This is a genomic window from Chryseobacterium sp. R2ACT005 (assembly GCF_049949215.1).
Taxonomy (GTDB): domain Bacteria; phylum Bacteroidota; class Bacteroidia; order Flavobacteriales; family Weeksellaceae; genus Chryseobacterium.
Genome location: NZ_CP188192.1, coordinates 4623769 through 4650240 on the forward strand (window position 1 = coordinate 4623769; position 26472 = coordinate 4650240).

32 protein-coding genes are annotated in these 26472 nt (G+C 36.3%); 21 read left to right on the plus strand and 11 right to left on the minus strand.

The features are described 5' to 3' along the window. Nucleotides 1–6: 6 nt before the first annotated feature. The 6 genes from ACPF63_RS21165 to ACPF63_RS21190 all read left to right on the plus strand — a co-directional run bounded on the left by ACPF63_RS21165 (nt 7) and on the right by ACPF63_RS21190 (nt 5069). Entirely contained in the window at nt 7–573 is a 567-nt protein-coding gene (locus tag ACPF63_RS21165; protein ID WP_426481211.1) for a hypothetical protein, read from the plus strand. A gap of 178 nt (nt 574–751) precedes the next feature. Next, nucleotides 752–2059 carry a hypothetical protein gene (locus ACPF63_RS21170; RefSeq protein WP_426481212.1) on the plus strand — a complete coding sequence of 436 codons (1308 nt, stop codon included), beginning with the start codon at nt 752–754 and terminating at the stop codon, nt 2057–2059. Nucleotides 2060–2216: 157 nt separating this feature from the next. Further along, on the plus strand, nt 2217–2459 hold the full coding sequence (locus tag ACPF63_RS21175) for a hypothetical protein (RefSeq protein ID WP_077413307.1): 243 nt from the start codon (nt 2217–2219) through the stop codon (nt 2457–2459). Between the two features lie 151 nt (nt 2460–2610). Then, nucleotides 2611–3207 (plus strand): porin family protein, encoded by a 597-nt coding sequence (locus ACPF63_RS21180; RefSeq protein ID WP_077413306.1) that lies wholly within the window; start codon nt 2611–2613, stop codon nt 3205–3207. 76 nt (nt 3208–3283) lie between these two features. Next, nucleotides 3284–4345, plus strand: a complete 1062-nt coding sequence (locus ACPF63_RS21185; RefSeq protein ID WP_426481213.1) for a sensor histidine kinase — start codon at nt 3284–3286, stop codon at nt 4343–4345. Then, on the plus strand, nt 4335–5069 hold the full coding sequence (locus ACPF63_RS21190) for a LytR/AlgR family response regulator transcription factor (RefSeq protein ID WP_426481214.1): 735 nt from the start codon (nt 4335–4337) through the stop codon (nt 5067–5069). Before ACPF63_RS21185 ends, ACPF63_RS21190 begins: the two co-directional genes overlap by 11 nt. Nucleotides 5070–5123: 54 nt before the next feature. Here ACPF63_RS21190 and ACPF63_RS21195 read toward each other — a convergent pair whose 3' ends face one another. The 5 genes from ACPF63_RS21195 to ACPF63_RS21215 all read right to left on the minus strand — a co-directional run bounded on the left by ACPF63_RS21195 (nt 5124) and on the right by ACPF63_RS21215 (nt 10284). Next, nucleotides 5124–6032, minus strand: a complete 909-nt coding sequence (locus ACPF63_RS21195) for a DUF6268 family outer membrane beta-barrel protein (protein ID WP_426481215.1) — start codon at nt 6030–6032, stop codon at nt 5124–5126. Between the two features lie 85 nt (nt 6033–6117). Beyond that, entirely contained in the window at nt 6118–7353 is a 1236-nt protein-coding gene (locus tag ACPF63_RS21200; protein WP_426481216.1) for a multidrug effflux MFS transporter, read from the minus strand. Between the two features lie 165 nt (nt 7354–7518). Beyond that, a complete protein-coding gene (locus tag ACPF63_RS21205) occupies nt 7519–8340 on the minus strand; it encodes a helix-turn-helix domain-containing protein (protein WP_426481217.1) in 822 nt (273 codons plus the stop codon). A gap of 302 nt (nt 8341–8642) precedes the next feature. Further along, on the minus strand, nt 8643–9695 hold the full coding sequence (gene thiL, locus ACPF63_RS21210; RefSeq protein WP_077413300.1) for a thiamine-phosphate kinase: 1053 nt from the start codon (nt 9693–9695) through the stop codon (nt 8643–8645). A gap of 94 nt (nt 9696–9789) precedes the next feature. Then, a complete protein-coding gene (locus ACPF63_RS21215; RefSeq protein WP_047380131.1) occupies nt 9790–10284 on the minus strand; it encodes an acyl-CoA thioesterase in 495 nt (164 codons plus the stop codon). 103 nt (nt 10285–10387) lie between these two features. On the opposite strand from ACPF63_RS21215, the gene ACPF63_RS21220 reads away from it, so the two are divergent. Genes ACPF63_RS21220 through ACPF63_RS21245 form a run of 6 tightly spaced genes read left to right on the plus strand, consistent with a single transcriptional unit; the run spans nt 10388 to nt 15368 of the window. Continuing rightward, complete coding sequence (locus ACPF63_RS21220; protein WP_426481218.1) at nt 10388–11590, plus strand: NAD(P)/FAD-dependent oxidoreductase; 1203 nt, start codon at nt 10388–10390, stop codon at nt 11588–11590. Nucleotides 11591–11620: 30 nt separating this feature from the next. Next, nucleotides 11621–12922 carry an alpha/beta fold hydrolase gene (locus ACPF63_RS21225; protein WP_426481219.1) on the plus strand — a complete coding sequence of 434 codons (1302 nt, stop codon included), beginning with the start codon at nt 11621–11623 and terminating at the stop codon, nt 12920–12922. A gap of 19 nt (nt 12923–12941) precedes the next feature. Further along, nucleotides 12942–13370 carry a hypothetical protein gene (locus ACPF63_RS21230; protein WP_426481220.1) on the plus strand — a complete coding sequence of 143 codons (429 nt, stop codon included), beginning with the start codon at nt 12942–12944 and terminating at the stop codon, nt 13368–13370. A 32-nt stretch (nt 13371–13402) separates the two neighbouring features. Further along, on the plus strand, nt 13403–13804 hold the full coding sequence (locus tag ACPF63_RS21235; RefSeq protein WP_426481221.1) for an energy transducer TonB: 402 nt from the start codon (nt 13403–13405) through the stop codon (nt 13802–13804). A gap of 5 nt (nt 13805–13809) precedes the next feature. Next, nucleotides 13810–14448 (plus strand): DUF2306 domain-containing protein, encoded by a 639-nt coding sequence (locus ACPF63_RS21240; protein ID WP_426481222.1) that lies wholly within the window; start codon nt 13810–13812, stop codon nt 14446–14448. Continuing rightward, complete coding sequence (locus ACPF63_RS21245; RefSeq protein WP_426481223.1) at nt 14445–15368, plus strand: YARHG domain-containing protein; 924 nt, start codon at nt 14445–14447, stop codon at nt 15366–15368. Before ACPF63_RS21240 ends, ACPF63_RS21245 begins: the two co-directional genes overlap by 4 nt. A gap of 27 nt (nt 15369–15395) precedes the next feature. On the opposite strand, the gene ACPF63_RS21250 is transcribed toward ACPF63_RS21245, so the two are convergent. From ACPF63_RS21250 to ACPF63_RS21260, 3 genes are all read right to left on the minus strand, one after another. Beyond that, on the minus strand, nt 15396–15797 hold the full coding sequence (locus ACPF63_RS21250) for a DUF2809 domain-containing protein (RefSeq protein WP_426481224.1): 402 nt from the start codon (nt 15795–15797) through the stop codon (nt 15396–15398). A 71-nt stretch (nt 15798–15868) separates the two neighbouring features. Then, complete coding sequence (locus ACPF63_RS21255; protein WP_426481225.1) at nt 15869–16522, minus strand: thioredoxin family protein; 654 nt, start codon at nt 16520–16522, stop codon at nt 15869–15871. A 10-nt stretch (nt 16523–16532) separates the two neighbouring features. Beyond that, nucleotides 16533–17021, minus strand: a complete 489-nt coding sequence (locus tag ACPF63_RS21260) for a TlpA family protein disulfide reductase (protein WP_426481226.1) — start codon at nt 17019–17021, stop codon at nt 16533–16535. Between the two features lie 141 nt (nt 17022–17162). On the opposite strand from ACPF63_RS21260, the gene ACPF63_RS21265 reads away from it, so the two are divergent. The 5 genes from ACPF63_RS21265 (at nt 17163) to ACPF63_RS21285 (ending at nt 18985) form a co-directional block, all read left to right on the plus strand. Continuing rightward, complete coding sequence (locus tag ACPF63_RS21265) at nt 17163–17993, plus strand: hypothetical protein (protein ID WP_426481227.1); 831 nt, start codon at nt 17163–17165, stop codon at nt 17991–17993. Between the two features lie 122 nt (nt 17994–18115). After that, nucleotides 18116–18277, plus strand: a complete 162-nt coding sequence (locus ACPF63_RS21270; protein ID WP_172625708.1) for a hypothetical protein — start codon at nt 18116–18118, stop codon at nt 18275–18277. Between the two features lie 41 nt (nt 18278–18318). Further along, nucleotides 18319–18474, plus strand: coding sequence for a bacteriocin (locus tag ACPF63_RS21275; RefSeq protein WP_139348445.1), 156 nt, complete (start codon nt 18319–18321; stop codon nt 18472–18474). Nucleotides 18475–18631: 157 nt separating this feature from the next. Further along, nucleotides 18632–18799 carry a bacteriocin gene (locus tag ACPF63_RS21280; RefSeq protein WP_139348444.1) on the plus strand — a complete coding sequence of 56 codons (168 nt, stop codon included), beginning with the start codon at nt 18632–18634 and terminating at the stop codon, nt 18797–18799. Between the two features lie 30 nt (nt 18800–18829). Beyond that, nucleotides 18830–18985: a hypothetical protein gene (locus tag ACPF63_RS21285; protein WP_426481228.1), complete on the plus strand. Its 156-nt coding sequence runs from the start codon at nt 18830–18832 to the stop codon at nt 18983–18985. A 41-nt stretch (nt 18986–19026) separates the two neighbouring features. On the opposite strand, the gene mutS is transcribed toward ACPF63_RS21285, so the two are convergent. Beyond that, nucleotides 19027–21621 carry a DNA mismatch repair protein MutS gene (mutS, locus tag ACPF63_RS21290; RefSeq protein ID WP_426481229.1) on the minus strand — a complete coding sequence of 865 codons (2595 nt, stop codon included), beginning with the start codon at nt 21619–21621 and terminating at the stop codon, nt 19027–19029. A 124-nt stretch (nt 21622–21745) separates the two neighbouring features. On the opposite strand from mutS, the gene ACPF63_RS21295 reads away from it, so the two are divergent. After that, entirely contained in the window at nt 21746–22276 is a 531-nt protein-coding gene (locus tag ACPF63_RS21295) for a GNAT family N-acetyltransferase (protein WP_426481230.1), read from the plus strand. 182 nt (nt 22277–22458) lie between these two features. Here ACPF63_RS21295 and ACPF63_RS21300 read toward each other — a convergent pair whose 3' ends face one another. Beyond that, entirely contained in the window at nt 22459–23337 is an 879-nt protein-coding gene (locus ACPF63_RS21300; protein ID WP_426481231.1) for a cupin-like domain-containing protein, read from the minus strand. A gap of 244 nt (nt 23338–23581) precedes the next feature. Here ACPF63_RS21300 and ACPF63_RS21305 point away from each other — a divergent pair, with 244 nt between their 5' ends. Then, nucleotides 23582–24478, plus strand: coding sequence for a bestrophin family protein (locus ACPF63_RS21305; RefSeq protein WP_426481232.1), 897 nt, complete (start codon nt 23582–23584; stop codon nt 24476–24478). 12 nt (nt 24479–24490) lie between these two features. On the opposite strand, the gene ACPF63_RS21310 is transcribed toward ACPF63_RS21305, so the two are convergent. After that, complete coding sequence (locus ACPF63_RS21310) at nt 24491–25090, minus strand: hypothetical protein (RefSeq protein ID WP_228408580.1); 600 nt, start codon at nt 25088–25090, stop codon at nt 24491–24493. A 55-nt stretch (nt 25091–25145) separates the two neighbouring features. Between ACPF63_RS21310 and ACPF63_RS21315 the strand changes: the two genes are divergently transcribed. Beyond that, a complete protein-coding gene (locus tag ACPF63_RS21315) occupies nt 25146–25766 on the plus strand; it encodes a toxin-antitoxin system YwqK family antitoxin (protein ID WP_426481233.1) in 621 nt (206 codons plus the stop codon). Between the two features lie 5 nt (nt 25767–25771). After that, complete coding sequence (locus ACPF63_RS21320; RefSeq protein ID WP_077413285.1) at nt 25772–26302, plus strand: RNA methyltransferase; 531 nt, start codon at nt 25772–25774, stop codon at nt 26300–26302. The last annotated feature ends 170 nt before the right edge of the window (nt 26303–26472 follow it).

Genomic DNA, 26472 nt, shown 5'->3' on the forward strand with positions numbered 1-26472 from the left:
TAAATCATGAAAAAGGTCTTAGCATCAGCATTCATTTTCACTTTTATTTTCGGCAGTGCCCAGATTTCTGACTTTCAAAGGGCAGATTCACGCTATGAAAGAAAGAAAACGGCTCTGTATAAGAAATATCCTAAGCCTAATGATTTAAGAACGAAAAAAGAATGGCTTTTGACGGAAGATAAAATAGCGGCTTACCAGGATGCTTTAGATAAAGCCTCTCTTGAAGATCAGAAAATGATTGCTGCAGATCCTCCGACAAAAGCAAAAGTCACTAAAGAAGCTGAATATGATAAAGGCAAAGCAGCCTTTCAAAAATTATTATATGAAGCTGTGGATCTTGATTTTTTAAACTTTTCTTCAGAAACATACAAATCAACAATAACTTTTGTTGTTGATTCTAAAGGAAATGCTCTGAATCCTAATGTAAAAGGAAATAATGAAGATGTAAATGCATTTATTGAAGCCGCTTTTTACCGGATGAAAGATAAAGGCAAGTGGAAACCGGCAGAAGACAAAGGAAAACCAGTGTCATCAAATGTTTCTATTCCTTTGGCGTTGACTTTTAAAAAATAATATAAGTAACCCGCTCCCATAAGAGCGGGTTTTTCTTTGCCTTTTTAGGAATATATTATGAGGAATTAAAATATAAATTCCATTGAAAACCATTATGTTATTGACAGTAATTTAATATGATTCTTTTGTAATCTTTAAATAATTCACTTAAATTAGAGAAAACTTAAAATCACTGCTTATGAAAAGGAAATCTAATTTCTTCAAAATCAACAGAAAATTTTATTTTTCTCTTCTTTTTCCTATTTTCTGTTTGTTTCTTTTAACGTCTTGTTCTCAGGAAGATCCGGTGGAAGCTCCTGTTGAAAAGCCCGCAGAGTCATTTCCTATGAAAACATTAGGAAATCTTACTTTACAGAGAAATGTTATCATTCTGAATGATGAATCTGTCAATGCGATTTCCATTCACAATGACAGGGAAATTACATTTAGCCGTACAACTCCGCAAACGGATAGTATTTCGGCAGGAACCGTTATTGTTGGTACAAAAGTAGAAGGTGACCAGGTGAGCACAATCCTTTCAAAAGTAAGCTCTGTTTCTAAGGCCAATAATCAGTTTACTGTACAAGCCTCCAGCGCAAAGCTTGAAGAATTTATCTATAGCGGAACGTTAAGCGGAGTGTATGATCCTTCAGATAAAGCACCTGTAAGCATCAATGGGAAAATGGTGAATTATGTTCCCGTAGAAGGCTTGGTTTCCCAGGAAATTAATCGTAAAATACTTTCTATTGAAGCAAAGAATCTCCAAAATCAAAAGATAGTTGCCTTCAACCGTTTTAATTTTGATAAAACTTTTTCTTTTCCTTTATCTTCAGCAGGAACATCCAGCGTGAACGTAAAAGGTGGATTTACTCCAAAAATTGATTATAATATCACATTCTCATGGGGACATTTAGCTGATTTTTATGTCAATCTTATCATGGATGACATCCAGCTTAAAAGTTCTGCGAGTATTGTAGGAAGCTTAGGGTATACAGCAAGTACTACAGATTACCTGAATATTCCTATTGTTCCTATTGTGTTGGGACCTACAGGACTTATTTTAAGTCCTACCCTTTCTGCCGGACCTTTTCTGGGTGTAGAAGCGGCAGGAAAAGTACAGGGACAGCTTTTGGATCTTGAAGGAAATGCCAACTTTCTGGTAAGCAAAACCCCGGCACTCAATATCAATCTGAAAAAGAAGTCAGATCTCGTTATCACCGGTGCTGAAGGAAACCTGTCTGCTGAAGCAGGCGTAGAGGCTAAAGGAGCAGTAGGACTGATGTTTATTTCTATTCCAATTGCTAATTCCGGATTGAGAGGAAGAGCTTCTGCCCTTTCATCTTTAGGGCTCACATTCATTCCTGAAAGAAAAGGCGTGATCTCCGTAAAAGGCAAAATTCAGGCTGATATGTTTTATGGTTTTGGAATAGCTCCTCTCAGATATGAAGGAACAATTCCTCTTTTCAAAAAAGAATATATGCTGTATCAAAAGGATTTCAGTTTCTAAGACAAAACTTTCTATCTATCATAATAAAGCCACTCCTGTAGTGGCTTTCTTCATATAATGCATCTGCATGCAATTCATTTACAATCCATTAAGACAATTTTATTATATTTACAAGGATGTACAATTTTAAACAATAACATTTAATACCAAATTAATCATGAAAACAATGAAAAAGCTTTTGAGAAAGGACTTAACTACAATTCTGGGCAGCGGAATAGATGGCTGCCACATGGGAGGCAATTCTTATAATTGTCAGGACGACTGTCAATGTGCCTGGGGGTATGCATGTGAAATGTATGAAGACGGAAATCCGGGACAATGCATCTTTGTAGGAGGCGGCGGAAATCCTGGCGGCGGCGGATGTAATCCACCTTCGATCTGTGAAGAACAACCATATTAGTAATAGCAAACCGGAAGTAGAGATACTTTCGGTTTTATTTTTCACCCTAAAACAGATTCTTGTCAAAGTATCTTTACCATTCATCAAATAAAATTTCATCCCATACTTCATAATTGTTGTTTTGCAACAGATTTTTAACAACACTTAATTTATGAAGCAGCAATTTTTAGCGCTGAGCTCACTATTATTGTGCATTTCCTGCACCATAGAAACGAAAGCACAGCAGACCCCGGCTTTTCACATCGGAGTAAAGGGAGGAGCAAATTTTACAAAAACCTCAACGGAATCTTCTTCCTTAGAAGGGAAGTACGGATTCGGTTATCAGGCAGGAGTAATGACAAGAATGGATATCGGAAGACTATATGTGCAGGGAGAGGCTCTGTTCAACAAAAGAAAAACATCATACCAATCCCAAGACGGAAGCTCTTCCAAACTTTCATGGAACGCTATTGATATTCCTGTAGTGGTAGGGTATAAATTCATCAAAACCAATGATTTTAATGTAAGAGCATTTGCCGGAGGTGTTTACAGCTATGCCTTTAATAATAATTTATCTTCTTCTGAGGCTTTGCAGGAAGGTTTTAAAAAATTCGACAAATCCAATATTGGAATTACGGGAGGTATCGGGGTAGATTATAAAAACTTCACGGTAGATCTCAGGTATGAAACAGGTCTTTCAAGCATCAGTAAAGAGTTTAAATCCAAACCTCATAGTTTTTCCCTTGGAATAGGTTATTTCCTGTTCTAAAAAACTTAAATTATCTTTACCATTAGAAACTGTTTCCCTGCAGTTTCTATTTTTTTATCAACCTATTTCCAGTTCTATGACAAAATCTTTTGTTTTCAAAGAATACGTATTTACTTTTATATTCTGGCTTACTCTTGCTATTGTATTGTGGTGTAATATTCAGATTTCTACAGAAAAATATCTTGCTGTTATTCAAGCTATTATCATTACAGCTTCTTCTTTTACATTCACCCATTTTTTAACCAATAAGCTTCTATCAAAAGCCTTACGGGAAAAAAAGATGAACCAGTTTCTGATACAGGCAGTCATTGTTATTTTCATATTGAGCCTGATCTTCGCTGTTATTTTTACTTATCTTGAAGTCACTCCAAAAAACCCTCTTCCACAGAGTTTTCCAGATCAGCTGCCTATTGTATGGCAGGGCTTTTATATGTCTTTACCAGCCTCCTTTCTTATTACCGGAGTGGCATGTGGCATAAAATTTTATAAAGAACACGGAAGAATAGAACGTGACCATATTCTCCTTCAGCAGGCTCATCTTGAAAACCAGCTCAAACTTCTACAGGATCAGATCAATCCGCATGTGGTATTCAATATTCTGAACCACATTCATATTCTGATGAAAACGGACACGCAGCTTGCAGATTTTTTACTGATGAAATTTTCAGATATTCTACGGTATCAGCTGTATCATTGTAACCAGCCTTTGGTTCCTTTGTATAAAGAGATAGAATACCTTCAGAATCTTGTGGAGGTAGAAAAATTAAGATGGGGAAATGAGCTTGGGGTAAAGGCTTCCTGGGAAATTGATAACAGGAAAACATTTATTGCTCCTTTACTGCTGGTTCCTTTTATTGAAAATGCCTTTAAATATGTCTGCAGACTTCCCGGGCATAAAGGGTATGTGAAAATCTCCTGTAAAGAAAAAGATAATAACCTCTATTTCTATGTTGAAAATCCCTATTCCGATATGGCAACCCATAAAAAGAAAGACGGAGCGGGCGGAATTGGTCTTCAAAATGTAAAAAAACGTTTAAAGCTGCAGTATCCTGATTCTCATGATTTAAAAATTGAATCAGATCATCATATCTTCAAAATAACTTTAATTCTCACTTTATCTGACCATCATGAACTCTAATATTCCTAAAATGAAATGCCTGATTATAGATGATGAACCTCTTGCAAGATTCCATCTTAAAGAACTGGCCGGTCAAATTGATTTTTTATCCGTTGAAGATACGTGCGCTACAGCACTGGAAGCAGACACCAAAGTAAAGGAAAACCAAATAGATCTTCTTTTTCTGGATATCAACATGCCCTATCTTACTGGTCTTGAATTTCTGGAACAGCTGGAAAATCCGCCTTTGTGTATTCTTACCACAGCCTATTCTGAATATGCTTTGGAGGGATTCCGTTTACAGGTAGTGGATTATCTTTTAAAACCCATTGCCTTTAACCGTTTTTATCAGGCTGTAAATAAGGCCCAGCAGCAGTTTATCATCAGTGAAAAACTAAAAAAGAATACCCCTCTGGATGATCCTTTTCTGTATGTGAGACAGTCCGACTCCTTTATTAAGGTTTCCTGGGTAGATATTTTATATATTGAAAGTATGCAGAATTACACCAGACTTCATTTTAAAGACAAATCACTGACTATTCACCAGACGATGAAGGCGATTGAGGAATCTCTTCCTTCAGATCATTTTTTCAGGATTCATAAATCTTACCTCATCAATATTACCCATATTGATATGATCTCGGGAGGACGTCTTTTCATTAATAAAATTGAGCTTCCTATTTCCCGTACCCGTAAAGAAGAGTTGCTTAATCAGGTGGTGTATAAGAAATTAATAAGTAAGTAGTGGAAGAGAGAAGCTGGAAGCTGGGAGTTATCAAATTCCCCGCTTCCGGCTTTTTTATGGCAGATTCCAGCGCAGTGATACGGCAGCGTAGAATGTACTTGCAAACCTTGGATCTGCTACTTTTTTGTCTCTGAAAATACTTTTGATCTTTCGGTCATTTTCGTTGAAACTTCTCAGTATTGCTGTTCCACCCGTGAGACGCAATGTAAGATTGTCATTGATTTTTAATTCCGGTCTGAGTCCTGCAGTGATTTGCTGATAACCCAAAAGTATAGATTTTCCGCCTACATTTCTCTCTGCCGTCATCCCGTTAAGATCTACAACAGCTTTTAAAGCAAATTTATCTGAAAACAGATAACCGGCTTCCATCCCTTGTGGGAAATTGATATTGAATTTAATTTTCCCGTTGGTCTTCCAGTCAAAATAGATCCATGGTAAAATCATGGGAACTCCGAATGCAGTGGTAAGCACAGGCCCTCCACCCAGAGAAAGGTTGGGATTGAAATGTCTGATAAACAATATACCTCCCTGTCCCAGTACGTCATCAAAATTAACTCTTTCAAGGTCTGTATACACTCCCACGGATGCCGTCATCATCATACTCCACTTTTTGCCTAAAGGTCTCATATGCTGTATTCCGACCTGTGCATTCAGCATCTCATCCGGAAATAATTGAGTTTCATAATTTTTATGCGTCATCTTCGCATAAGATCCGCTCAATAACATCGACCATGATCTTACTTTTCCGTCGGTATCTTTTTTTACAGATAAAGGAATACTCAGGTTAAGATCTATTCTTTTAAAATCACTTTTAGAATTTGTCTTTGTACTGTCTTCAGGGCGGATATAGTTTGAGCCCGGAATATATTCTGTTTTTAGCTCCGCAGAGAGCCCGGATTGTGCATTTACCCAATATCCTAATGGCAATAAACAGCATAAAACTGTCGAAAGGGTTCTTTTCATATTTTAAATTTTATGCAAAGAGAACCCTTTGGTTATTTTTCACAAAAATTACTTGATTAAGTGTCCGGATAGTATGACAACAGGATCAAATAAGAGGATGAGTTTCCGGACTAGAACTGGTATTTAAGCTTTCTCTTTTTTGAGTTTTAAAAATACGATACCCGAACCATACTGCAATCAATGCCATTGCAGAGCGTGTTACCACCATTGGAATGATAGAATCTGCTTCTAAAAAACCCAGTAATGCTGATATTAAGAATGTAACCATCAACTGCATGAATCCAAGTAAAGCCGCCGCTGTTCCTCTTCCTTCTTTAAATGGAGACAGCGCATGGGCGGATGTAATAGGAAATAAGATACCGATAGCCAGTAATGACAGATAAAGCATTGCAATTTCCAGGGCTACAGAAACGTTTTCAGCGGCAATCAGAATATGAAGCGAACATACCATCAGTAATACAATGGTAGCCGTAAATAACAGTGCTGAGTTGCTTATTCTTTTGATCAGCTTTGGGGTAATATAGGCCGCAGTGATCAATGCCAGGGAATTAAAAGCAAATATAAAACTAAATGTACTGCTCGAAAACCCATGGATCTCCATGAATAGAAAAGGCGCATTTGAAATGTAAATAATAAGGGATGCAAAAGCAATACTTCCCACCATTGTACTGTTGATAAAATCTTTGTTGGAAATGATCATTTTCAGCTGGTCTTTTAATCCTTTTTCATTCACCAGCTCCTCATCAGGAAGATTGATTCTGCTGTTGGTTTCCGGTACATATTTGTATACCATGAAAAATGTGATCAGTCCCATGATGCATAAAAAGGCAAAAGAGCTGTTCCAGCCCCAGAATTTAAGGAAAACACTTCCCAATAGCGGAGCCACAATAGGAGCGATACCACTGATCTGAGACTGCTGGGAAAAGATTGTTACCGATTTTTGTTTATCATAAAGATCAATAATGATCGCTCTACCAATAACAATTCCGGCACTTCCTCCGAACGCCTGCAGAAAACGCATTGCCCATAAAACATAAATATCTGAGGTAAAATAGATGGCCGTAGCTCCTATAATAAAAAGTAAAAGCCCGCAATACAGCATGGGTTTTCTCCCTTTTTTGTCAGATAAAGGCCCCCATAACAGTTGTCCAAAAGCAAACCCGGCAAAGAACACCGAAATGGATATCTGGATATGTCCGATATCGGTATTAAAGATTTTAGCCATACTTGGGAAAGCGGGAAGATAAAGATCTATACTTAGCGACTCCAGTGTGTTGAGCAGTGCTAAAATAAACACTACAATATTCAAATTCTTCTTCATAAATACATAAGCCTTCACAGGCGGTTTTTCAGCTGCAAAGTTGCTGTAAAAAGCACCATATTTCAATAAAAGAACTGAAGGAAGTATAGGACAAACTGAAGATTTAAATACAACAATAAATGAAAAATATTACTTTAAGCCCACCATTACAGTAAATATTGAGGATTATCTTTTTTCATTATTCTTAAAACTGTCAGGATTTTGGCTAGTATGTTTCTTAAAAAACCTTGAAAAATATGAAGCATCGTTAAAACCGAGTTTAAAAGCAATTTCCTTTACTGTGAGCGCTCCAAAGCTAAGTTCTCTTTTGGCTTCCAGGATAAGACGCTGGGAAATCATTTTTTTGACTGTCGTTCCTCTCAAAAGGCGTACAATATCATTAAGATGATGTGTACTTATCTTTAATTGAGCCGCATAGAAACTTGTTTCTTTATGCACTATATAATACTTCTCAATAAGACCCACCAGTTCCTGAATCCGTTGACGGTCATTCAATAAAGGTTCCTGAGTATGAATTTGTTCTCCAATAATGATACAAAATGCTTTCAGATATGCCTTTAAGAGTTCTGTTCTTGATGTGGCTTTATATTCCTGCTCAATCAATGATATAATTGTACTGCAGGTTTTTTCATTTTCCGGATTTAAAAAAAAGGGTAGCTCACCTCCTGTAAGTACCGATTCTATATCACAGGCTTCGTTGAAAATCTCCCTGCTTATCGCCATTGCGTATCCCTCCTCTCCTTCCAGCTTCATGTTGAATGCCTGTCCCGGAGCAATGATACAGATCTGATTGTTTTCAAGTTTATAGCTTTCAAAATCCAGTTCCAAACAGCTGTTTTCATACACTTCCCTGAACCAGATAATTTCAAAAAAATTATGCCGGTGAACATCATGAAAATTCTCCGGGCCTGCTGCGCTCAGAGTACTCATCTGAAATTCTTCGGAAGTCAGATGGTGAACCGGGATTTCTTTTTCGGGTGTAATCATCACTATATTGTAAAGTAATTAACTATAAACAAAAACCACAGCAAAAAAAGTGCTGCGGTTCTCTTACAATATTTAAAATTAAATATAATTTTTCAATTTTATCAGACTGATATTTATAATCATCAGTCTATTTTTAGCTAAAAACAAAATAATAAATCAAACTCCAGACTGTTACGAAGAAAAAAACAAAAAAGAGCGATTCTTTCAGATTCTGATCCTGTTTTTTAATGTAATGTTTATAAAGAGTCACTATTATGAATGCAATAATAACTAAAACCGGTAGTACGGTAAACGTATACATTTTATTGGTTTAAAAAAGCATCCCAACCCTGAGCAGTAAGTGCTACCAACTGGTTAGATCCTCTCGCCACCATAAAGTTTCCTTCTTCTTTTTCTACGGCATGGCCTATAATGGTAAAATCCGGGTGATTTTTAATTTTATCAAAATCATCTGGCGAAATCGTAAATAAAAGTTCATAATCTTCACCACCGCTTAAAGCGGTCATTACCGGATTCAAATTCATTTCATCCGCGGTAGAGATCGTAAGGTTGTCCAGTGGTACTTTTTCTTCATACAATCTGAATCCTACTTTTGACTGATCTGAAAGGTGAAGGATTTCGGAAGCCAGGCCGTCTGAAATATCAATCATAGAAGTTGGCTTTATATCCAGTTCTTCCAAAATCGTTTTAACGTCTGTTCTTGCTTCAGGTTTCAGCTGTCTTTCCAGTATATAGTCGTAGCCTTCCATTTCCGGCTGCATGTTCGGATCTGCAAGATACACAGCATGTTCTCTTTCCAGAATCTGTAATCCCATGTAGGCACCCCCTAAATCTCCGGTTACCACAAGAAGATCATTAGGTTTTGCTCCGCTTCTTTTTACGATATTTTCCTCATTTTCAATTCCTACAGCGGTAATACTCATCACCAGCCCCGAATTGGAACTTGTAGTATCTCCTCCAATCAGATCAACCTTGTATCTTCCGCAAGCAGCCTGAATTCCGGAATAGATTTCTTCTAAAGCTTCCACCGGAAAACGGTTGGAAACCGCAAGAGAAACCAATATCTGTGTAGGAGTTGCATTCATTGCTGCAATATCGCTAAGGTTTACTACCACCGCTTTATAACCTAAATGCTTCAACGGTACATACCCAAGATTGAAGTGTACTCCTTCCGCAAGTACATCTGTGGTAAGAACTACTTTTTTGTTATCAGGATTGATAACCGCTGCATCATCTCCTACTCCAAGCTCCGAAGATTCATTGGATAACGGAAAATGCTCTGTCAAATGCTTAATAAGACCGAATTCTCCTAATTTTGAAATGGGCGTCAGCTCCTGTGATTTATCTTCAAACATGATTTTTTTTTATTAATGTCCAATGTAAAAAGTATGAATGATTTAAAATTGCTTCTCAACTCTAAACCTTGAACCTTGAATTTTAAACTTTGAATTATTTAATCAATTCTGCCGGGTCGATATTGTGTGGATGGAAAGGAAATTTTTTGAAATCTTCTTTCGATAATACAACCGTTTCCGGGCTTTTATATTTATTCATTGCTTCCACTACATCATCCGGCGGAGTGGTCATTTTTCTAAGCATCATATCAATCCATACTCCTGTAGCTTCTGCAGTGGCGCAGTGCATTCCATCTGGTGTATAGAATTTGTGTACGAAACGATAAATGGAAGAATCTTCTGCACAACCATCTATTTCCACACTTACAATAACAATCTGATCTGCATATATTTCTTTGAAGAAAGAATATCTTTCGTGCAGGATAACAGGACCAATTCCCCATCTGCTTAGCTGGGTAACTCCCATTTTCTCTTTAGTCATAAAAGCCATTCTGGCTTGCGCACAATACTGTACATATGATGAATTGGCTAAGTGCTTATTGGCATCAAGATCGCTCCATCGCACTTCAAATTTATGGTAGAAAATCATTTTTGGTCTCGTTAAAATTATAATCTTCAAAAATACTCAAATAAGATGGTTTATAAAAATTGTACTTTTGAAAAAATAATCTTCCGCATAGGATTACATATACATGAAACAGATCATTATTATCGGAGGCGGTGCTGCGGGCTTTTTCTGCGCATCCAATCTTGACGAAAAGAAATATACAATTACGATTTTAGAACAGAACTCGGATGTCCTTCAGAAGGTTAAAATTTCCGGAGGTGGGCGTTGCAATGTGACTCACGCATGCTTTGATCCCAGAGAACTTGTTCGATTTTATCCTCGTGGAAATAAAGAACTATTAAGTGTTTTCAGCAAATTTCAGCCTGGAGACACGATGGAATGGTTTGACCAGCGTAATGTTCCGTTGAAAATTGAGAATGACAACAGAACTTTCCCTGAAAGTAATTCTTCTCAGACGATCATCAATACTTTTCTGAACGAAACCCAAAAGAAAAATGTCTCTGTAAAAACAAAATGTACGGTAAAAGAGATTGAAAAGCAGGATGAAAAATATATCGTAAAGACCAATTCGGGGGATTTTGAAGCCGATTATATCGTATATACTACCGGAAGCTCACCAAAATCTCTAAAAATGGTTGAAAATCTGGGTCATAAAATTGTAGACCTCGTCCCTTCCCTTTTTACATTTAATATTAAAGATGAATTGCTTAAAGATCTTCCGGGAACAAGCTTTGAAAATGCAGGAATCTCCATTCCAAAGCTGAAAACCGACGAGAGCGGGCCGCTGCTTATTACTCACTGGGGACTTTCCGGACCTGCTGTTCTGAAAATCTCCGCATGGGAAGCTATAAGTCTGGCAAAACTTAAATATAACTTTGAAATTGAAGTTAATTTTGTTTCCATAGAAATGGATGAGGCTGAGGAAATCTTCCATAGTTTTAAACAAAGTAATCCTAAAAAGACCATCGGACAATCGAAGATTTTTGATATTACCAACCGATTCTGGCAGAAGATTTTAGACATTTCAAAGGTTGACCTGAACAAACAGGTTGCTAATATTTCCGGAAAGGAAATGCAGAAGATTCTGGAAAATCTTTGTCAAAAGAAGTTTCAGGTAACCGGAAAATCTACTTTTAAAGATGAGTTCGTGACGGCTGGAGGTGTTGATTTAAAGGAAATTAACTTTAAAAACATGTCTTCAAAATTACTTCCTAATTTCTATATTGCCGGAGAAGTTTTGAATATAGATGCAGTGACTGGCGGTTTCAATTTCCAGGCATGCTGGAGTGAAGGATGGCTTATTGCACAGGATCTCAATAATTTGTAAAAAACACTATTTTTACTAAAAACTAAATACATGAAAAAAAATTTCGTATTCCTTCTTCTGTTCTGGCTGTTCTTAGGAAATAGCCAGGAAAGATCTATTGTTTCTAGCTGGACCGCATTTACACAAGCCCTAAATATAGAGAATAAACAAAATTGGAATTTCCGGGTAACGGCAAAAATCCGAAAAGACAATAAAGATAATAATTCCAACTGCGGCCTATGGTGCAGAATAGACAATAAAGACCGTTCTACCGGTTTTTTTGAGAATCAATATTATGGAATCAAAGTCACTAATGAATGGAAAACATATGAAATCAAAGGAATCATCAATACCAATGCGAAAACAATCAATATCGGAGCTTTTGCACAAGACAATGGAGATTTTTATTTTGACGATTTCAAGTTGGAAGTCAATGATGGAAAGTCAAAAAAATGGCTTGAAATTCCTTTAGAAAATTCAGGTTTTGAGAACGATATTACTGCATCAAATGCCTGGTTTGAAGGAATCCATTCTCAGAAAATAACCCATGTAAAGCATTTTACGGTTGGATCTTCAGATTACAAGCCATTCAGTGGCCATAAATCATTGCTGATAAAGGGTCAGGGCATTATAGGTTCCATGCCGGATGGAAAATTTATGGAGGTCAATGGTATTAAATTATATTACGAAATCTATGGAGAAGGAGAACCATTGCTTATGCTTCATGGGAATGGACAATCCATCAGTGCTTTTATGAACCAAAAGGATACTTTTGCTAAAAAGTACAAAGTTATCATTGTAGATTGCCGTGAGCGTGGAAAATCTACTTATGACAAAACGAAAGAACTTACCTTTGATATTCAGACAGAGGACCTTAAGCAGTTTTTAGAGAAACTGAACATCAAAAAAACAAAGATTCTGGGCTGGAGTGACGGCGGAATTCTTGCTTTATCCATGGCTATGAAATACCCTCAACTGGTAGATAAAATTGCCTGTTCCGGAGCCAATATTTTCCCTAAAGGAGTCAAAGATGATGAGTTTAAATCTATGAAAGAAATGCTCGCCAGCCTTACTAAAGAGAATAAAGACCATAAAAATGATGTTTTCATAGACCTTTTGAATCTTGACCTTAAATATCCAAACTGGCAATATGAAGATCTGAAAAAAATTCAGTGTCCGTCATTGATTATTGCTGGAGATAAAGATCTTATAAAAACAGAACATACGGTAAAAATAGCGGAATCTATTCCGCAAGGGCAACTGGCTATTATTCCGAATACAAGCCATTATGTTCCTGAAGAAAAACCTGAATTGTTCAATGAACTCGTTATCGATTTCTTTGAAAATAAATAACCAGAATACAAAATAAACCATGAAAAAAATATCAATACTGGTTTTACTGTTAGGAGCTCAGTTTGCCTTTTCCCAAACAACACAAAAAGAAGAGCAGCAATCACCATCTCCTTCGTCAGAGATAAATAAAGATGAGCATAAGGTAGATGATACTATATCTATTGCTCCGGAATTTCCAGGTGGAATGGCAGCCATAAGAAAGTATATAAGCAGTGAAATGGATATTTCTAAATTTTCGAACTCTCCTGGAACATTTAAATCTGTAACGACTTTTGATGTTAATACTGATGGAAGTATTAGCTCAATTTCTACAACTGGCAATAGTCCTATTTTGAATAAAGAAATGGATCGTATTATGAAGAAATTAAAGAAAAAATGGAAGTCTGGTACTATAAACGGACAACCGGTTAAAACCAAATTTACCATGCCGATGGGTCTAAGTATTTAAAAAACTAATCCTAACCTTAATAAACGAAATACATGAAAAAAATATTTGCATTTATTTTATGTCTTGGGCTTGGTCTTGCCTTCTCACAGAAATATACTCTTCCCGAACATGGCATTTTTAAAGAAAAAACTTCAGAACGAAAACATGCACAATATCCGAGAGGAATCCAAGTGTTTGTACAGGATGTTACCAAGGAAATTAAAACAAATAGAATAACAAGTTCTAAAAATGAAAAAGCGCTAGCCAATGCACAATTCATTATCAATACCCAAGGCGAAATAGAACAGATTGTTGTAACAGGAAATAATCAAGATCTTAACAAAGAGGTTAAAAGAGTCTTGAAATCAATGAAAACAAAATGGATCCCCGGGGAACGTGATGGAAAACCAGTATCAGTTCCCTATAGATTTCCTTTCACTGTAAATTTTGAATAATTAGCATGTTATCAGCCAAAAGAAATACTGCAGTTTTCTTTAAAATCCTTCTCATCATAGGATTCGGGTATTTCTTTTGGCTGATGCTGAAGATCACCTTAGAATACATTCCTTTTAATCCTGAAGTCAGTTTTCTGATGATCAAACAGACGGAAGTTATAGACAAACCTGAATATCTTACATTTTTTTATACTCACGTTTATACAAGCATTTTTGTCCTTCTTTCAGGATTTCTGGCTATTCTCAGACTGAATTTTGGATTAAAAAACTTCCATCGGAATATGGGAAAAGTGTATATTTTTCTCATTCTGATTTTCGCTGCCCCTTCTGGAATCTATATGGGACTCTTTGCAAATGGAGGGCTTTTATCAAAGGTTTCTTTTATTATTTTGGGCTTTTCATGGTGGTTTTCAACATATAAAGCATATCAACTGGCAAGACAGAAAAGGTTCAAAGAGCACAAGCAATGGATGTGGCGGAGTTTTGCTTTTACATTATCTGCCATTACTCTGAGAATGTGGAAAGTAATTATTGTATATTTATTTCATCCCAATCCAATGGATGTCTATCAGATCATTGCCTGGCTGGGCTGGATTCCCAATATCCTTATTATTGAATATTTAATCACAAAAAAACATATATGAAAATTGTAAATTACACTCTTATTTCTTTACTGGCCGTTTCTTTGGCAAGCTGTAAAAAAGAGGGAAAGACCAATGAATCGGGGAAAGATTCTCTGACCGCCAAAAAGGACTCTGTCGTAGTAGTACCTGAAGTTCATCAAGAATATTACGGAATTTACACAGGTGAATTTGCCGGAATGGAAAAGGTAGTTGACGAGACAGATGGTTCGGAATATGATGTCAACAATTATAAAAGAATTTCTTTAAAGATCAACCGAATTACAAAGGACAGCGTTTACGGACAAAGTATTGTAAATGGCAACCAACGCCCGTTCAGAGGTGTTTTCAATGAAACATCTACCTCTTTTGTCCTGGATGAACCGGGAAATGACAAAACAGACGGAAGGTTTGAAGTAAAACTAAAAGGTGACAGCTTAACCGGAAAATGGAATGCCTTCGATAAAACAACAGTTAAAGCGCCTTCAAAAACACTTAAGCTCACTAAAAAAGAGTTTGTTTATAATCCCAACTTTATGCTTGATAAGGATTCTGATCTGGTAGACTGGTCCAATCCCAAAGAATTTACAGAAAAGTACAAAGATGAAGAAACCGGAAAGACAGAAAGCTATAAAACGTCTAAGAACCGTATCGCTTCAGAAGCCATATTCAAACTGAATGCCTCCAAGCAGAAACTGACAGAAAAAGATCTTAAAAACTTAAGAAAACTTGATCTTGAGATCATTAAAAATTCCGTATTTGCAAGACATGGTTACTCTTTCAAAAAAGAAACTTACAGAAATTTCTTCGAACAAACAGACTGGTACATCCCGGTTTCCAGCAATGTAGACAATGATCTTTCTCCAATGGAAAAGGAAAATGTTGCTTTATTGAACCGTTTTACAAAATATGCAGAGGATAAATATGATAGTTTTGGGAGATAACAGGTAATAGATGTCAGGTTGCAGAGATTAGGGATTAGAAGTTGATGTTAAATTTTCACTTTTTTTCATTCTTATGAAAAGATAAAGCAAAAGGCAGCCTATGGCATAGCAAAGGTTGTCAATCCATGAAAAAGAATTTCCGATAACAATATACATCAGGTTTCCAGGACGGAAGCCTAATTTTTCTGCAATATGGAAATACTGTGCAAATTCTATCAAAAATGAAAAAATAAGGATCCCAAGAATCAGTTTCTCATTATTTACTTTTACAAAACTCTTTGCGAAAGTATAAAGAAGCATCACCACAATAACATCCCCGAGATAAGCTCTTACGAAGAAAATACCGCTCAGTTTAGTGGCAATCAATACTTCTACAAGAAAAATAAATAGGGTCAGAAGGAGATATTTAAGGCTGAATTGTAATTTCATTTCAAAAGGGATTAGGCATAAAAAATCGGTATTCAAGGAACACCGATTTTATTTTTATGTGAGCAAATATATTATTTCTTTATTTTAATTGTACATCCGATAGCTACCGTTTTAGTCATTTTTACCGGTTCTCCTTTTATCAGAGCATTTACGGCATCCTGAGCATAATATTCGGATACATCATTCGGGTTATCATAATTATTGTCGATAGCACCAATATATTTCACGATATTCTTTCCGTTTTCTTTCTTCAGTACAAAAACATGAGGAGTCTTTGTCGCTCCGTACTGTGGATAAATTTTCTGCCCTTCATCTACCAGATATGGGAAAGTAAAACTTTTTTGCTTTGCTCTTTCAATCATCTGCTGGAAGCCGTCTTCAGGCTGTACATTAGGATCGTTAGGATTAATCGCGATTACCGGGTAACCCTGAGCTTTATATTTTTTATCCAGCTCAATAATTCTGTCTTCATATTTCTTGGCGTATGGGCAGTTATTGCATGTAAATACAACAATGAATCCTTTTGCACTCTTAAAATCGCTTAAAGAAACCATTTTGCCATCAATATTTTTAAGCTTAAAATCAGTAGCTTCATCTCCTACTTCATAGCCTTTTGAAGAAATATTCTCTTTCTGAATTTTGTTTTTATCATGATCTGTCGTTGTAAAGCTCAGTAATCCAAGCCCAACGATGAATGCGGTCATTAAAATTTTCAGGTTTTTCATAATCGATTATTTATTGTAGATTTTCTTTAATTGTTTTCCCAAGGTCTTCTTTGCTCATTTCACCGTCATTGAAATGAACTTTCACTCCATTTTTATAGAACAGCGTTACAGGAATATTCCCATCCCAGTCTTTTTCAAACTTGGGGATCCAGGTATTCATTCTTTTGATATCATCCAGTAAGAGAACCTCAGCAGTAAGGTTTTTATTTTTAATAAATTTCAATACTCTTTCTTTATCTGCCAGCCTGTCCAGTGAAACCAAAATCATTTTAAATTTCTGATTATCAGAAAACTCAGCATTCACTTCCATAAAGTGAGGAAGCTCTTTTACGCATGGCCCACAGGTTGTTGACCAGAAATTGACAACCAATAATTTGTCTTTTTCCTGCTGAATCCGCTTTTCCAGATCTTCATATTTTATCACAGAAACTTCAGTCTGCTGAGCTTTAAAAACCGTACAAAATATAAATACAGCCAATATCTTTATTAAATTCTTCATATTAAAATTATAAAATACTACAATTCAACAATGTACAAAAAAATAAATTTTACCTATTTCATAAATTATATACAAATGAACAATTTATTTTTATCATGGATACATTTTTTAATACTTTTACAGCCTTAAAAAATTAAAACCATGAAAAAAACTTATTTGCTTCTGCCAATATTCTTTTTGGCATCATGCTCCAGCAGCAACAATGATGATGATTCATCCAACAACAACGGGAACAACGATGATAACAGTCCGGTTTTGGTAACAAAAATGACGATGGACGGAGATGTTTTAACGTTTTCTTATAACGGGTCAAAAATTTCCCAGATCAAAAATCTTACCGAAGGAAGTGTAACTACATTTATTTATTCAGGTGATCTTATTTCCCAGTCTGTAGTCAGTGGTTCAAATACCTCTCTTACTACGAAATTTACCTACGACGGAAATGGCAGATTATCAAAGAAAACAATTAACGGTATTGATTTCGGTGGACAATGGAACTCAGAATCCAACTATACTTATCAAGCGAATAACAATGTGAAAATAGTATACACTGCGTCTACTTCAGCATCAACAAGAACCGAAACAAGAAATGCTGTCTTGAATGCTGATGGATCGATGAGCAGCTGGACTGGTACTCTTTCAAGAACTCAAAATAATACTACTGAAACAGCAACTTCTACCTTAAAAACAGTGGTATATGATACAAAAAATGCTCCTTTAAAAAATATTACCGGATACCTAAAAATCATTGATAATGAAGATGAAAGCGGATCTGCTCACAATACATTAAGCTACAATCACATCGTCAGTTACAATAATGGAACCGGAACTGAATGGACAATATTCAAATCCAATTTTGAATACAATGCCAGTGGTTACCCTACAAAAGAAATTCGAAGCTATTACGAGAAAACAGGAAATACACCTTCAGGTTCCACGGATGTTAATACTTACGAATACAATCATTTATAAAACACAGAGCGCTTAAGGCGCTCTTTTTTATTTTTAGACACAGAGGTGTTAATTTTTTTCACAAGCTATAGAATTATACAGATGATTTTGTATATTTGAGTAGAATCAAAAACTAAATTACCATGAAAAAATCAAAAACTCAAAAGAGAAAGCTTTCCAAAAGCGAACTAAAAGAAATTAATGGTGGAGCACTTCCTCCAAGATGCCTTCGAGGGTTCTGTACACATCCTGATTCGGGAGAAATGGTTCCGGGTCTTGTAGGAAAAGACGGATTCTGTTGCTAATCAAAAAAATTTCAAGAAATCAAATCAAAACTAAAATTATCATGAAAAAATCAAACATTCAAAAAAGAAAATTGACAAAAAGTGAATTGAAACAAATCAATGGAGGTAGCGGCCCCCTTTGCCCGGGAACTTGTTTCTGCAATATTGACGGTGAAATGACTATAGGCTCATGTGACACCAAAGGAAGATGCTGTTAATAGCAAAAAACTTTGTTAAATAAAAAAAGATTGAGGGGTTTCCTCAATCTTTTTTATGAAATGATATTTGCGTCAAAAAAAGTTAACAATTTGACTTACAATATTTTGAACATAATAAAATAACTTGTAAATTAGCTTTCACCAAATTCAAATTATTATGAAAAATTCAAAAAATCAAAAAAGAAAGCTTAGTAAAAATGAGCTTAAAGAAATCAGTGGCGGAGCCAACAGACCCATCTGCCCAAGAGTAATAAGCTGCACAGATCCTCACACCGGAGAAGAACGCTCAGGAGTGCCTGGCATGCAGGATGGATTTTGCTGTTAACCAGATTGATAATATTTAAACAAGGCGGATATGAAAAATTCAAACCTTAAAAGAAGGCTCACCAAAGCTGAGCCCAAAGAAATCAACGGAGGTGCAGCTGCATGTGCAGAAGGTCTATGTAAACTAAGAGGAGTAAGCCATTTCCTTATTATCGGACCGAGGGGTAAAGACGGCTATTGCTGCTAATTAAAACTAAACTTTAACATCATTAAAAAAAAATGATTGGATTAACCTCCAATCATTTTTTTTATCGCATTCAGCTTCATTAAAGCTTCAATAGGTGTCAATGTATTGATATCTATTTTTGTAAGTTCCTCACGGATATTTTCCAGAACAGGATCATCCAGCTGGAAGAAGGAAAGCTGCATATTTTCCTCAGTCACTCTTTTGATACTTTCAGAAGTACCTCCTCCTCCCTGAGTTCTGCTCGCCTCAAGTGTTTTAAGAATTTCATTGGCTCTGTTGACCACTTTGGCGGGCATTCCGGCCAGTTTTGCCACATGGATACCGAAACTGTGTTCGCTTCCACCAGGAATCAGTTTTCTCAGGAAAATGATGTTTCCTTTATTTTCCTGAATAGAAACGTGAAAGTTTTTCACTCTTTCGAAATTGACTGTCATTTCATTCAGCTCATGATAGTGCGTGGCAAATAAAGTCTTGGATTGCGTTGGATGCTGATGAAGGTATTCAGCAATCGCCCATGCAATAGAAACCCCGTCATAAGTGGAAGTTCCACGACCGATTTCATCAAGCAAAATCAGGCTTCGCTCTGAAATATTGTTCAGAATATTGGCGGCTTCATTCATTTCTACCATGAAAGTTGATTCACCTGCAGAGATATTGTCTGTAGCTCCTACCCTTGTAAAGATCTTATCCAGCATTCCTATTTCAGCATGTTTTGCAGGCACAAAACTTCCAATCTGAGCCAAAAGACAAACAATAGCCGTCTGGCGCAGAATTGCAGATTTACCGGCCATGTTCGGTCCTGTCACCATAATGATCTGCTGGGAATCTTTATCCAGAAAGATATCATTCGGAATATACTTTTCACCCAGAGGAAGTGCATTCTCAATGATCGGGTGTCTGGCTTCTTTTAAATCGATAGCATAGCCATCATTTAAAACAGGCTTAGTATAGCTCTCAGAAACAGCCAGTTCAGATAGTCCGGCAGCCACATCAAGCTGTGCAATAATATTGGAGTTCCCCTGGATCTGATCAATATAAACCATTGTTTCTGCACATAAATTTCTGTACAGTGAAGTTTCCAGAACCCCTATTTTTTCTTCGGCACCCAGGATCTGGCTTTCGTATTCCTTTAATTCTTCGGTAATGTATCTTTCAGCATTCACCAGAGTCTGCTTTCTTACCCAATCATCCGGAACTTTATCTTTATGAGTATTTCGAACTTCAATATAGTATCCGAAAACATTATTAAAATCAATTTTAAGGCTTGTAATACCTGTTCTCTCAATTTCTCTCTGGCACATTTCGTCCAGGAATCCGCGTCCTTTATTCTGTAGATTTCTCAATCTGTCAAGCTCTTCAGAAACCCCTTCTTTAATGATATTTCCTTTGGCAATACTTACCGGAAGTTCTTCATTAAGATGATTCTGCAGGAACTTAATCAATTCTTCAAGATCAAACAAAGGTTCCAGCCACGCCAGCACATCCGCATGAGGATGCAGTAATGCTTTGATTTTATGGATATTAATTAAACTTTGGCGAAGATATCCCAACTCTTTAGGTGAAATTTTCTCTGCAGCCAGTTTTCCCATCAATCGGTCTAAGTCAGAAATCGATCTCAGCAGCTGGCAGATTTCATATTTCAGATGATCATTTTCGTTTAAGAAATCAATCAGAGAAAGCCTTCTCATAATCTCATCCACTGATTTTAAAGGAAGAATGATTCTTCTTCTCAAAAGCCTTCCTCCCATCGGAGTAGAGGTTTTATCAATGATATCCAGCAGCGATTTTCCCTGTGGATTGCTGGGATAAACAATTTCAAGGTTTCTCAGGGTAAAATTATCCATCATCAGATAATCTTCCTGTGGAATGATCTGAAGTTTTGTAATATGGGCCAGCAGATTGTGGTGGGTATCTTCTACCAGATAGGCAAAAATAGCTCCTGCTGCAGTAATAGCTAGTGGAAGGTTTTCTACTCCAAACCCTTTTAAAGAATTGGTTTTAAAATGATTCGTTAATTTCTCGTAGGCAAAATTATATTGGAACGCCCAGTCTTCCAGTTTAAAGACACTTTTATTCTTAATCTGATCCGGAATCTGTACACTTCTCTGGTAAATAATCTCACTTGGGTCAAAAGTATTGACAATATGAAGCAGCTTTTCCAGGTTTCCTTCACTTACCAGAAATTCTCCTGTAGAAATATCCACTAAAGCGATTCCATATTTCTCTTTTTCTTTGTGTAGAGAAAGCAGGAAATTATTCTTTTTTGAATTTAAGACCTGATCATTGAAGGTAACACCGGGTGTAACCAATTCAGTTACCCCTCTTTTTACAATCCCTTTCACCATTTTAGGATCTTCCAGCTGATCGCAGATCGCCACCCTCATCCCTGCTCTTACCAATTTTGGAAGATAAGAATCTACAGAGTGATGCGGAAATCCTGCCAGCTCTATATGCCCATCGCCATTGGCTCTTTTGGTAAGGACAATTCCCAGAATCTGAGAAGTTCTGACAGCATCCTGCCCAAAAGTTTCATAAAAATCCCCAACCCTGAATAATAATAGCGCATCAGGATATTTACCCTTGATGGTATTGTACTGCGTCATTAACGGAGTTTCTTTCTTCGCTGCTTTTGCCATAGTAAAAAATGAGCCCCAAATTTAGAAAAATAAATTCAGGGTAAGAGAATTGTTTAGAGGTTAATCTTCCCCACTTTTCTTTATCAGTAATTAATTGTATTTTCACCATCAAATCACATCATTCATGGAATTTCCTGTTTTAGAGACTGAAAGGCTTATTTTACGTCAGCTTACTTTCGATGATATCCAAGACCTGTTCGAGTATTTTTCTCTGGATGAAGTTATGGAATATTATGATCTGGATACCTTCAAAACAGAAGAAGACTCCCGACGCATTATTCAGCATTTTAACAATGAATTCGAAAAAGGGAAAGGTTTCAGATGGGCTTTGGAGCTGAAATCCAATGGAAAAGTCATTGGTACCTGCGGCTATCATAATTGGTACAGGGAACACTTTAGAGCTGAAATTGGTTATGAGCTCAATCCTAAATTCTGGCAGCAATCTTATATGAAAGAGGCTATTCTCCCTATTCTGACTTACGGATTTGAATCCATGAGACTTCACCGGGTGGATGCTTTCATTGATCCCTCCAATATTTCTTCTGAAAAGCTACTGTCTTCATTAAATTTCAGTAAAGAAGGAATCTTGAAAGATTATTTTTTTGAAAAAGGAAAATTCGTAGATGCCACAATCTTCGGTCTTATCAATAAATAAAATTAATCCAAAATTTAACGCTAAGAGGCAAAGAAAATTGATATTGACTCCTTTTATTTTCGTTCGAAGACATTTCATTTAGCAACCGAAAGCTTTCTTCGCTGAGTGAAACGCCTTTGCGAACCCTTATCAGCAAATAAAAGTTTGCGTTCCCTGCGTTAAAATAATCTAAGGTATACTGTCTATTTTCCCGACTTTAGATGTTTTTCCAGGGCTTCCGAACTCTTTCTGTAAGCCCATTTTTGTTTATAGCCCACCCATTTGGCTTTGAAAAGTTTTCTCATGAGTTTATCCGTATATCTCATAATGAAAACATGATACAGCATATTGGCAAAGACATTCGGTTTATTGGGAAGCGCTCTCAAAGAAAGTGAAAAACCAGGCTCCAGATATCTGTTGAAGTGCCAGAAAGCTCCCGGAATAAAGAGTGCATCACCATGCTCCATAAAAATTTCGTACCCTTTGGCATATTGTAAAGCCGGAAACTTTTCATAATCAGGGTTTTCATAATCCAGCTCATAAACGGTATGAACAGATAAAGGAACTTTATATAAAAATGGTGACTGCTTCTGATCAAACAAAAGAATTCTTTTCTTTCCTTCAAAATGGATATGCATAAAATCACCCAAATCCACATCATAATGCATTAAAACATGAGCATCACTTCCCCCGAAGAATAACGTTGGAAGTCTTTTAAAAAACTTCATCCCCAAATCCGGATACGTAAAGTTTTTCAGCAGCTCAGGAAGTCTGTCTGTGATGATATAGAAAAAGATACGCAGATCTGAAGGTTTACTTTTTATAGTATCAATATATTCTTTCATTTTCATCCGGGCTACCGGAGCATCAGAGCTTTTCGCAGCATCCGCAGGTTTATTGTCATACAGCGGCACTTCCTGATCTCCCGCTTTTTCACGGATGTAAGCCAGATTCCATTTGTCAAAAGCATCCCATCGACTGGCAAAATTCTTAATTAAAAGAGGTTTCTGCTTTTTAAAATAATTCTTCTGAAAATCTTCTTTACTGATATCATTTACAATATCTACGTTTTCGAGGATCATGTATTTTGTATTTAATGCGAAATAAAAATAGTGTTTTTTTGAAACCTGAGAAAATTAAGATTAAAAGAACAGGAAGCTGGAAGAGAGATGCTGGAAGTTAAGATTTGTCTACAAACATCTATACCTCATTCCATAAAATCTTTTTATGGAAACTTAGACCTCTTCTTCGGCTTCAATAACTTCCCTCTTCCAGCTTCAGGCTTCTTTACTTTATTAGCAGAGCTCAGATGAAAAATTTATATTTGTGGTAACAAGTGAATTTATGAGAGCCTACAATACCAAACATTTCCTTAAAATCCTTTTCAGTTTACACAAAAGTGATACGCTGAAGATTCTTTTTCCAAGCATGCTTCTTATAGGGGTGTATTCCTGGGGAATTCAGTATCTGGAAGTGGAATATCTGCACCTTACCTCAAAATCAGGAATCAGTAATGTGGGGATGATTCACTCGCTGTTAGGTTTCGTACTCTCGCTTTTATTGGTTTTCAGGACCAATACGGCTTATGACAGATGGTGGGAGGGCCGGAAGCTTTGGGGGAAATTGGTCAATGATACCAGAAATTTCGCTATAAAAATCAATATTATTCTTGGTGACAACCGTCAGGATGCTGAACAGATTGCAAGATATTTAAAATATTTCCCTCACTTTTTAGCCAAACATCTTTCTAAAGAATCTACAAGGCTGGCTTTGGATGAAGATTATTCTGAAATAGAAAGTTCATTAAAAAACCATGGCCCAAGTGAAATTGTCATCCTGCTCACCCATAAATTGAACTTATTAAAAAAAGAAGGTAAAATTTCAGAAATTGAAATGCTGTATTTAGACACTCAGCTTTCAGGATTTCTTGATGTATGCGGAGGCTGTGAGAGAATCAAAAACACTCCGATCCCTTATTCATATTCTTCTTTTATCAAGAAATTTATTATTCTGTACGTTTTCGCTCTGCCTATTGCTTATGTGATCACTATTGGTCTTTTCATGGTTCCTCTTACCGTTTTTGTATATTATGTTTTAATGAGTCTTGAGCTTATTGCAGAAGAAATTGAAGATCCTTTCAATAATGATGAAAATGATATTCCAATGGAGACCTTAGCCCAGAATATTGAGAAGAATGTACATCAGATTATGAACAGAAAATAAAAAATCAAGCTTTTAAAGCTTGATTTCTTTGAGTTCGCCGTCCTGTTTTATTTCTACAAACTTGCTTTCCCTGTTGGCAGCCGAGTATCCATAGAAAAACGTACTGTATATGGGGGTTGAATACAGATAAGCTCCATACCCGTTATAAGCATTTGAAGTTCCTGTCTGCTGCTGATAGCTTGCCGTCGCTGTAAAATTTACGATCGTTTCAAGATAATATTTACCAGGTTTCAGTTTTTCGAATTTAAACCTGCCGTGATCATCCGTTAAAGCTTCCACTCTGTATTTAAAAGCTTCTTCAGACATGTACACCGTTGTTTTTTTGTTTTCATACTTCCTTCTCATGTCATAAAATTCCTCAAAATAAGGAGTGACAGGAAAAAGCATGATAACTGTTCCTTTGGGTGCATAATGTTTTTCTCCAAGCAATGGTTTGATGCCCCAATTGTTTTTTTGTTTTGTGGAAGCAACGCCTTCAATCGTAGAATTCCCGAATCCCAGCATGTCTCTGGCTAGTTTTTTATCAAAAAAAGCTTGAGGATAATATGTATTTTGTGCTCCCAGATACATAAATCCCCACATCAATATGAATAATGTGAATAATTTTTTCATAGTATATTTTTGAGTCAAATATAAGTATTTTACTATTTTTGAAATAAAAATAGCTATGAAGTACATGTTTCTATTGTTTTTTTCCACGTCTGCCATGATTATGGCACAGAAACCATGTGGATATAAAAACGGGTTACAGGAAGGATCCTGTAAAGAATTTTATGACAACGGGCAGGTAAAAAATACAGTAGAATGGGAAAAAGGAAAGCTGGACGGAGAGGCTGTTTTTTATTATGACAACGGAAAAATGCAGTCTAAAGGAGAGTATAAAAAAGGATTTAAAGTAAAAGAATGGTCCTATTTTGATAAGAACGGAGTACTTACTTCCAAAGAGGCTTTCAGAAACGGAGAAAAGAATATTTATGATAACAGTCTTACGGCTACTTTTTATTCTCCAGCCGGCAAAATAACTGAAATTTCAAATTATAAATTCAATAAATTACAGGGTGAAAGCAAAACCTTCCATGAAGACGGAAAATCAGTGAAAGACATTGGCCAGTATGACAACGGCCTTGCAACCGGAAAATGGAAAGTATTTTATCCATCAGGAAAATTACAGCGTGAAACTGAACTTGCCAACGACAAGAGAAATGGCAACAGGGTTCATTACCGTGAAGACGGAAGCATAGAAAAAACAGAGGTCTATAAAGACGGAAAATTAATCTCAACAAAATAATACAATTGGTACAGAAACTAAAACTGGAAGAACTTAACAGAATAGATGTAGAAACATTTAAGAAGGTTGAAAAAATTCCGTTGGTCATCATTTTAGATAATATCAGAAGTATGCACAATGTAGGTGCTGCTTTCAGAACGGCAGATGCCTTTTTAATTGAAAAAATAATCCTTTGTGGAATTACACCACAACCACCCCACCGTGAGATCCATAAAGCGGCATTGGGAGCAACAGAAAGTGTAGACTGGTCTCATAAGGCAGAAACCAATACGGCGATTTCTGATCTGAAAAGCAAAGGGTACGAAATCATCGGAATTGAGCAGACTACCGGCAGCCAGCTGATTACTGATTTTACGATTGACAACTCGAAAAAATATGCATTGATTTTAGGAAACGAGGTAGAAGGAATCAGTGATGAAGTACTTCCAAATGTTGATGTATTTTTAGAAATTCCACAGCTTGGAACAAAGCATTCTCTGAATGTAAGTGTATGTGCCGGAATTGTAATGTGGGAATTTGCAAAAGCGTTAAAATAAAAAAACTGCATATGTCCTTAGTAGACAGTGCAGTTTGAAATAAATCTAATAAAAAGTAAAAATGAAAGGCGACAAAGGTACTTTTTTTTTCCTTACAAACAAATTTTGATGTCATTTTTTTTGTTTCAGCTTAAAAAAAGTCGGGTTTTCAGAAAAAGTTTCATTTAATT

What these genes read in the sequence shown, in the direction of transcription:
- ACPF63_RS21165 (WP_426481211.1), top strand. Translation starts at nt 7, where the DNA reads ATGAAAAAGGTCTTAGCATCAGCATTCATTTTCACTTTTATTTTCGGC.
- ACPF63_RS21170 (WP_426481212.1), top strand. Translation starts at nt 752, where the DNA reads ATGAAAAGGAAATCTAATTTCTTCAAAATCAACAGAAAATTTTATTTT.
- ACPF63_RS21175 (WP_077413307.1), top strand. Translation starts at nt 2,217, where the DNA reads ATGAAAACAATGAAAAAGCTTTTGAGAAAGGACTTAACTACAATTCTG.
- ACPF63_RS21180 (WP_077413306.1), top strand. Translation starts at nt 2,611, where the DNA reads ATGAAGCAGCAATTTTTAGCGCTGAGCTCACTATTATTGTGCATTTCC.
- ACPF63_RS21185 (WP_426481213.1), top strand. Translation starts at nt 3,284, where the DNA reads ATGACAAAATCTTTTGTTTTCAAAGAATACGTATTTACTTTTATATTC.
- ACPF63_RS21190 (WP_426481214.1), top strand. Translation starts at nt 4,335, where the DNA reads ATGAACTCTAATATTCCTAAAATGAAATGCCTGATTATAGATGATGAA.
- ACPF63_RS21195 (WP_426481215.1), bottom strand. Translation starts at nt 6,032, where the DNA reads ATGAAAAGAACCCTTTCGACAGTTTTATGCTGTTTATTGCCATTAGGA.
- ACPF63_RS21200 (WP_426481216.1), bottom strand. Translation starts at nt 7,353, where the DNA reads ATGAAGAAGAATTTGAATATTGTAGTGTTTATTTTAGCACTGCTCAAC.
- ACPF63_RS21205 (WP_426481217.1), bottom strand. Translation starts at nt 8,340, where the DNA reads ATGATTACACCCGAAAAAGAAATCCCGGTTCACCATCTGACTTCCGAA.
- thiL (WP_077413300.1), bottom strand. Translation starts at nt 9,695, where the DNA reads ATGTTTGAAGATAAATCACAGGAGCTGACGCCCATTTCAAAATTAGGA.
- ACPF63_RS21215 (WP_047380131.1), bottom strand. Translation starts at nt 10,284, where the DNA reads ATGATTTTCTACCATAAATTTGAAGTGCGATGGAGCGATCTTGATGCC.
- ACPF63_RS21220 (WP_426481218.1), top strand. Translation starts at nt 10,388, where the DNA reads ATGAAACAGATCATTATTATCGGAGGCGGTGCTGCGGGCTTTTTCTGC.
- ACPF63_RS21225 (WP_426481219.1), top strand. Translation starts at nt 11,621, where the DNA reads ATGAAAAAAAATTTCGTATTCCTTCTTCTGTTCTGGCTGTTCTTAGGA.
- ACPF63_RS21230 (WP_426481220.1), top strand. Translation starts at nt 12,942, where the DNA reads ATGAAAAAAATATCAATACTGGTTTTACTGTTAGGAGCTCAGTTTGCC.
- ACPF63_RS21235 (WP_426481221.1), top strand. Translation starts at nt 13,403, where the DNA reads ATGAAAAAAATATTTGCATTTATTTTATGTCTTGGGCTTGGTCTTGCC.
- ACPF63_RS21240 (WP_426481222.1), top strand. Translation starts at nt 13,810, where the DNA reads ATGTTATCAGCCAAAAGAAATACTGCAGTTTTCTTTAAAATCCTTCTC.
- ACPF63_RS21245 (WP_426481223.1), top strand. Translation starts at nt 14,445, where the DNA reads ATGAAAATTGTAAATTACACTCTTATTTCTTTACTGGCCGTTTCTTTG.
- ACPF63_RS21250 (WP_426481224.1), bottom strand. Translation starts at nt 15,797, where the DNA reads ATGAAATTACAATTCAGCCTTAAATATCTCCTTCTGACCCTATTTATT.
- ACPF63_RS21255 (WP_426481225.1), bottom strand. Translation starts at nt 16,522, where the DNA reads ATGAAAAACCTGAAAATTTTAATGACCGCATTCATCGTTGGGCTTGGA.
- ACPF63_RS21260 (WP_426481226.1), bottom strand. Translation starts at nt 17,021, where the DNA reads ATGAAGAATTTAATAAAGATATTGGCTGTATTTATATTTTGTACGGTT.
- ACPF63_RS21265 (WP_426481227.1), top strand. Translation starts at nt 17,163, where the DNA reads ATGAAAAAAACTTATTTGCTTCTGCCAATATTCTTTTTGGCATCATGC.
- ACPF63_RS21270 (WP_172625708.1), top strand. Translation starts at nt 18,116, where the DNA reads ATGAAAAAATCAAAAACTCAAAAGAGAAAGCTTTCCAAAAGCGAACTA.
- ACPF63_RS21275 (WP_139348445.1), top strand. Translation starts at nt 18,319, where the DNA reads ATGAAAAAATCAAACATTCAAAAAAGAAAATTGACAAAAAGTGAATTG.
- ACPF63_RS21280 (WP_139348444.1), top strand. Translation starts at nt 18,632, where the DNA reads ATGAAAAATTCAAAAAATCAAAAAAGAAAGCTTAGTAAAAATGAGCTT.
- ACPF63_RS21285 (WP_426481228.1), top strand. Translation starts at nt 18,830, where the DNA reads ATGAAAAATTCAAACCTTAAAAGAAGGCTCACCAAAGCTGAGCCCAAA.
- mutS (WP_426481229.1), bottom strand. Translation starts at nt 21,621, where the DNA reads ATGGCAAAAGCAGCGAAGAAAGAAACTCCGTTAATGACGCAGTACAAT.
- ACPF63_RS21295 (WP_426481230.1), top strand. Translation starts at nt 21,746, where the DNA reads ATGGAATTTCCTGTTTTAGAGACTGAAAGGCTTATTTTACGTCAGCTT.
- ACPF63_RS21300 (WP_426481231.1), bottom strand. Translation starts at nt 23,337, where the DNA reads ATGATCCTCGAAAACGTAGATATTGTAAATGATATCAGTAAAGAAGAT.
- ACPF63_RS21310 (WP_228408580.1), bottom strand. Translation starts at nt 25,090, where the DNA reads ATGAAAAAATTATTCACATTATTCATATTGATGTGGGGATTTATGTAT.
- ACPF63_RS21315 (WP_426481233.1), top strand. Translation starts at nt 25,146, where the DNA reads ATGAAGTACATGTTTCTATTGTTTTTTTCCACGTCTGCCATGATTATG.